The organism is Endozoicomonas sp. SESOKO3, assembly GCF_024606255.1.
On record NZ_JAHHPR010000108.1, the window covers coordinates 1 to 6,395 of the forward strand.

At 50.6% G+C, this 6,395-nt stretch carries 5 protein-coding genes; all 5 read right to left on the bottom strand.

Annotated features, from left to right (window positions below):
* The coding region (gene mutL, locus KDK18_RS01925) for a DNA mismatch repair endonuclease MutL (RefSeq protein ID WP_257252798.1) at positions 1-1,833 on the bottom strand (1,833 nt) is incomplete at its 3' end.
* A gap of 70 nt (positions 1,834-1,903) precedes the next feature.
* The gene (locus tag KDK18_RS01930) at positions 1,904-2,845 is read right to left on the bottom strand and encodes a hypothetical protein (RefSeq protein WP_257252800.1); all 942 of its coding nucleotides are present in this window, start codon (positions 2,843-2,845) and stop codon (positions 1,904-1,906) included.
* A 106-nt stretch (positions 2,846-2,951) separates the two neighbouring features.
* Positions 2,952-4,283 carry an N-acetylmuramoyl-L-alanine amidase gene (locus tag KDK18_RS01935; protein ID WP_257252801.1) on the bottom strand — a complete coding sequence of 444 codons (1,332 nt, stop codon included), beginning with the start codon at positions 4,281-4,283 and terminating at the stop codon, positions 2,952-2,954.
* Positions 4,268-4,759 carry a tRNA (adenosine(37)-N6)-threonylcarbamoyltransferase complex ATPase subunit type 1 TsaE gene (gene tsaE, locus KDK18_RS01940; protein ID WP_257252803.1) on the bottom strand — a complete coding sequence of 164 codons (492 nt, stop codon included), beginning with the start codon at positions 4,757-4,759 and terminating at the stop codon, positions 4,268-4,270. Before tsaE ends, KDK18_RS01935 begins: the two co-directional genes overlap by 16 nt.
* 65 nt (positions 4,760-4,824) lie before the next feature.
* Positions 4,825-6,354, bottom strand: a complete 1,530-nt coding sequence (locus KDK18_RS01945; protein WP_257252804.1) for an NAD(P)H-hydrate dehydratase — start codon at positions 6,352-6,354, stop codon at positions 4,825-4,827.
* Positions 6,355-6,395: the final 41 nt, after the last annotated feature.

Here is a 6,395-nt window from a genome sequence, read left to right on the forward strand (position 1 = left end):
GAGCAGAGCATTCATTTCTTCGGTTGAAAGACGACGATTAGCTCGTACTGAACCATGACAGGCCATGGTGGCCAGTACCTCATTCATCTGACTTTCCACACGATCACTGTCACCGTGCTGTATCAGATCTGAAAGCACATCACGGACCAGCTTTTCTACATCAGCATTGTGAAGCATAACCGGCAACTGACGCACCAAAAGTGTTTCTGGTCCCATTCGCTCAAGCGCCAATCCAAGCTGTTTGAAGTACTCATAATTTTCTTCGGCACAGGTCGCCTCACGATCACTGACAGCAATTGATTTTGGTACCAACAGAGGCTGGGCTTTAATACCATCGGCATGCCAGGAAATTTTCATCCGTTCATAAGTAATGCGTTCGTGAGCAGCATGCATGTCGACCAGAATCATCCCCTGCTCGTTCTCAGAGAGAATATAAATACCTTTCAGTTGTGCTATGGCATAGCCCAGGGGTGGGATATCTGCCGTCTGTTCTGGCAGATTTACGGAGGTAGACTGTTCGGCTGGAGTATCATTGATGGCTGAGGGCTGATCTTCCTGAAGAGAGCTTCGCTCCGTGGCACCTGAAGCATAAAGCTCACCGTATGCCTGAATCTGCTTCTGAATTTGATCTGGCAGAGGTGTTTCTCTTGCTTGTCTTGCACCTGAAAACGCTGACGGCTGCCCGGAAGCTGCACTATAAGAAAAGGAGGGACTGGCTGGAGCCGGGGACAGTTTCATACTTTCCTGACTCTTGAATTCGCCTCCTTCAATACCTGAGGCTTGGCTTTTGGGCTGTAAAGACAGAGCCGCTGAAGGCAGTTGATCTTCTGGAGACACTTGTCCCAGAGCACGATGCAACGTACTGAACAGGAAGTTATGGACTGTTCGACCATCCCTGAATCGGACCTCGTGCTTGGTTGGGTGAACGTTAACATCCACCTGCGCCGGATCAAGCTCAAGATACAAGACAAAGGTTGGATGTCTACCCCCATAAAGCACATCACGATAGGCTTGACGAACAGCATGTGCGACCAGTTTATCTCTGATTACCCGGCCGTTAACAAAGAAGTACTGAAGATCAGCGCTGGAACGGGAAAACGTTGGTAATCCTACCCATCCCCAAAGCTTTAGATTTGAAACCTCGACATCAACAATCACCGAGTTTTCAATAAACTTTGGTCCACACAGGGACGCTACCCGGCGATCTTTCTCAGCTTGTGTGCTGCAGGGTCTTAGTTGATGAATACTGCGCTGGTTATGCCTCAGGCCAAACCCTACATCAAACCGGGACAAGGCCAAACGTTTTACGACTTCTTCGAGATGGGAAAACTCTGTTTTTTCTGTCCGCAGGAATTTCCGCCGCGCAGGTGTATTAAAAAACAGATCCTTGACTTCAATTGTCGTACCCACGGGGTGGGGCGCTGGATTTAAAACAGCTTCCATATCACGCCCTTCCGAACGAACCTGCCAGCCCGACTCCTGACCATCAACATGAGACGTTAATGTTAAGCGTGAAACCGAACTAATGGATGCCAGAGCTTCACCACGAAAGCCCAGGGTGCCGACACCTTCCAGGTCTTCCAGTTCAGAAATCTTACTGGTTGCATGTCTCGACAGGGCTAATGCCAGATCATCTTTGGCAATGCCATGTCCGTCATCACGAATACGGATTAATTTGACACCACCACTTTCTACTTCGACATTCACTCGTTTTGCGCCGGCATCAAGACTGTTTTCCAGCAGTTCTTTAACAACCGATGCAGGACGTTCAACCACCTCACCGGCAGCAATCTGGTTAGCAAGGCGGGTATCGAGTAAACGGATAGGTTTCATAGAGGTAGGTCAATCAGTCCGGTTTTATTGCCAGAAAGACTATCAGTCTCCATCAACTTTTGCCAAGTGGTTAGAATCCTGAAAGACTGAACGCTAAAGTTGGCACCCAACTAATGGTAAGATCCACCAGCGCAGGTGTGGCATTGTGGTCGTAATACAGCGCAGAAATCTCTTCCCTGAAATCCTTGAGTCGCCAGAGTGCCAGCATTGCCGGAATAAACTGATAACCCGGAGTGGAGTACCCCAGCAGTGTCAATGCTGGCAATAATGGACCGGTAGAACCACAAATCTGCGCTATCTGCAGGATACGCCGTCCAATGTTTTCGTTGACTTCATAATCAACCTGATTTTTCAGAACGCTCTTAAGACCTGTCTTTAGCTGTTCTACCTTCTCCTCTGAGACAACATCGGTTACGACTCCCTTAACTTTGCCTGCTGCCGGAGACAGAGTATCGACTACTTTGAACAGAAACTCCCACACTTTATTTTCAAGCTCTCTCACAGGCATACCGGTCAGCGTATCAATCACTGGAGCTTCTTCCGGCTCTTTTTGTTCTGTTATCTGTTCTGCCAGAACTTCCGGTTCGCCGGCCAGCCCGCGCTTTTTTTCCTGAGCTTCCAGCTCCCTTTGTACTTCTTTCTGCTTCCAAATCTGCTCAGGCATCAATAAACGTTGCCCGATAGCAACAGACCGGGGTGCAGAAGGTCCAGCCCCCCCTCTGACGACCAAATCAATAACAGGGTACTCTGTAATCACCTCATAGGATTCCAGCAAATCTGACAGATCGACTTTAGGCTCCTCAAGGCCGGGGGGAGAAAACGCCAGATTTTCAAACTCGGCAATGGACCGACTATCCAGCTTGGTAAAGGTATCGCTGAAAACCCGATACCCAGGCCGATTGACCCGGTTGTTCTCATTAAAAAGGTTATCCTGACCACGGTTCGACAGGTCATTGGATGATGACTGGTTCAGATGGGTGGGTAATGAGTGAACTAACGCCCTCAAATGCATAACCGGTTCCCCCCGGGATTTTTCACATAATGACACTTTATGGGAAAAAGCCCGGGAAGGAACTGACTAGCCTGTCAGCATGACTGACATTCTCTTCAGGTGTCTTTTAGTTGGGAATAACCAACATCTGTCCAGTTCTGATCGTATCTGACCGGCTGATATTATTGGCTGTTTTCAATGAACTCAGACTGATATCAAAACGACTGGCAATCTCTGACAAAGTATCACCGGCCTGAATCACATACTGGTCCGGGCGTGTATCTATTTTACCCTCAGCCTTAAGCCTGGAGACCAGAGTACCGGGCGGAGGTTTGTTCACAAAGTAGCCTTTTACTCCTTTGTATATCTGTCGGGCCATGGCACGCTGATGGTTTCGGGTTTTCAGTTTACGCCCTTCTTTAGGGTTGGAGATAAAGCCTGTTTCCACCAGGATAGAGGGAATATCGGGAGACTTCAGAACAACAAATGCAGCCTGCTCCACTTGCTCCTTGTGCAACCTGTTAATCGTACCAATATGCTTTAGCACCCTGTCACCGACTTCCAGACTGGAAGACAGCGTTGAGGTCATAGAGAGATCCAGCAAAACACCCGCCAGAATATCGTCTTTGTCGCCCAGGGATATGCCCCCTTCACCACCAATCAGATCTGACGAGTTTGCCCTGTGAGCAAGCCAGCGGGCAGTCTCCGAGGTCGCTCCCCCCCTGGACAGGGCATACACCGAGGCACCATTAGCACGGGGATCGGTAAAAGCATCAGCATGAATGGATATGAACAGATCGGCTCCAGCTTTACGAGCGATAACAGCACGTTCACGCAGAGGAATGTAGTAGTCTCCGGTTCTCACCAGAACAGGCTCGAAGCCGGGCTCTTTTTTCAACAGCGCAGCAAGATCTTTGGAAATGTTCAGCGTGACGACTTTTTCATGCCCCCCACCATAGGCCAGTGCCCCCGGATCTTCGCCACCATGGCCGGCATCAATTGCCACAACAATATCTCTTGCAGAGGGAGTTTTAGTGGGCTCTTTTACCGGCCCTGCTGTTTTTGTCGAATCATCAAAGAGGTCCACCACAAGACGATAGCCGTATGTGGCATTGGGCTTAAGCAGGAAGCTTTTGCTGGTGACCTTATTTTTCAGGTCCAAAACAATGCGCAGGTCTTTCTTATTTCTGACACCATAGCGAATCTTGTTTATAGGGGTGGTACCGAGACGGGGACTGGCTACATTTTTAGTTTTTTGAGTGCCACGAATATCCAGCACCAGCCTTCGGGGGTTGTCCAGAAAGAACTGCGAGTGAGCCACTTCACTGGAGACATCGAAGACCAGACGGGTTTTATCAGGAGAACGCCAGACACGAATATCATTGACCTGGGCTGCCGACAATGGCAGAGGTAACATCAGCAAAGCAGCAATAAAGAACTTCCTTATCCTTGACGACATTCTCCCTCCTGCCGTCCCTGCAGTTTTCTCAACAGACCCTGCCCGCGTTCGGTCCCTGCTTTGACCAGGGCCTTGCGTCCGGGCAGGTTGTAATCCAGTTGTACTTCCAGATCGGCCTCTGGCAGAGCCCCCTCACCTTTGCAGGGCCACTCGATCAGACACAGACAGTCTTCTTCAAAATAATCCCGCCCTCCGATAAACTCAAGCTCTTCAGGATCAGCCAGGCGGTACAGATCAAAATGATAAACCTGTTGACCTTCAATGCTATAGGGCTCGACCAGAGTATAAGTCGGGCTTTTAACCGCCCCCTGATGACCAAGACTATGCAGAATACCCCGGCATAAAGTGGTTTTCCCGGCCCCCAGGTTTCCCACCAGATAAATGACGGCGTGACCGCCGCTTACTTCAGCCAGCTGCTTGCCCAGCTGAACCATTTCCTGCTCATTATCAATCAGCAGCTCAATCCTGCCTTCCATACACTCACTATTATCTTGACGTAGACGGGTACGTGCACCCGTTCATTGTTTGTTGTTTCTATAGCTCAAGGCTGTTTTGCTATTTTATTCAGTTGACTTCTTATGTAAGGCACGGTTTCCAGCGCCAGGATCCCTCTTTCGCCCTGAAGCTCTGCTAAATGGTCTGCACCTGTCGCATGTAACCAGACCCCCAAAGCTGCAGCAGCATGGGTCTCCAGCCCTTGAGCGGCCAGTGCAGCAATCACGCCACTGAGTACATCCCCCATACCCGCTACAGCCATTCCCGGATTACCATCAGAACAGAGGTTCAGGGTTTTTCCGTCGTATACAAGTGTACCCGCCCCCTTTAGAACGACCACCGCGCCGAAACGCTTAAATAGTTCTTTCGCAGCCTTAACCCGATCAGCACTAATGGTTGAACTTCGGGTCTCCAGCAGTCTCGCCGCTTCACCGGTATGAGGTGTGAGAATCATCGGGTACTTTCGATATTTAAGCAACGCCGGATCTTCCGAAATAATATTGAGGCCATCGGCATCGACCACCACAGGACACTCGGCTTGCAGTACTTCTGTCAGTAGCTCCCGGGCCCACGGATCTTTTCCCAGACCGGGTCCCACCACCACAAGATTTTTCCCTTCCATGAGCGAACGAAGATCTTCCGCTCCTGAAACAGCCGATGCCATTAACTCTGGACGACGGGCTGCCAGGGCCAGGAGATGTTCCCGACGAGTGGCCACTGTGACCCGACCCGCACCACAACATAATGCAGCTTCTGCCGACATAATCGCTGCTCCGGGCATACCATGGTTCCCGGCCACCACCATAACATGTCCATGGTCGCCTTTGTGTGAATCTCTGGACCGGGGCTGAACCCAGCGACTCAGCCTGTCTTCTGACAATCTCAGAGCTTCGTAGGGTACAGCCTCATAAACCGCTTCCGGCACTTCCAGATCAGCAAACTCAACTTGTCCGGACAGCTCTTTTCCTCTGCCAGAACTCAGCCCCAGTTTCATACCAATGAATGTCACGGTCACATCCGCTTTTATAGCAACGCCCAGAGCAGCGCCTTTATCGGCGCAAAGACCGGAAGGAATATCAACAGCCAGAACAGGTCGGCCCGATTCATTGATTCGAGTCACAACGTCTCGATAGTGTCCCTCAACGTCTCTTCCCAGCCCCGTTCCCAGCAGGGCATCCACGAAAACGTCGCCGGTCAGTGGCGTCTCTGGTGTGTAAGGCTCAACATCAACACCTGCTGCTATGCAGGTTTGGTAGGCTAGCAGGGCATCTCCTGACAGTTTTTCCGGCGAGGACAGGAAAGTCACTGAAGCCGCCCCACCCCGTTTGGCTGCCAGCATGGCCACCAGATAACCATCGCCGCCATTATTCCCGCCACCGCAGAAGACCCGAAGCCGTTTGCCGTGAAGAAGGTCTGGCCAATGATTTATCAAAGAGCGAAAAGCCGCACGGGCAGCCCGATTCATCAGTTCAAAGCCATTGATCTGAAAATCATTGATTGCCGTATCATCCAGCCGACGTACTTGTTCTGCGGTGTAAAGCCGATCACAGATGTCAACTTGAGCGCTATCGTACATAAGTGTTCACCCCTGCCTCCATAGATTACCCTAATATTGAC

Coding starts and splice junctions, on each gene's coding strand:
- KDK18_RS01935 (WP_257252801.1), bottom strand. CDS start 4,283: ATGTCGTCAAGGATAAGGAAGTTCTTTATTGCTGCTTTGCTGATGTTA.
- KDK18_RS01945 (WP_257252804.1), bottom strand. CDS start 6,354: ATGTACGATAGCGCTCAAGTTGACATCTGTGATCGGCTTTACACCGCA.
- KDK18_RS01930 (WP_257252800.1), bottom strand. CDS start 2,845: ATGCATTTGAGGGCGTTAGTTCACTCATTACCCACCCATCTGAACCAG.
- tsaE (WP_257252803.1), bottom strand. CDS start 4,759: ATGGAAGGCAGGATTGAGCTGCTGATTGATAATGAGCAGGAAATGGTT.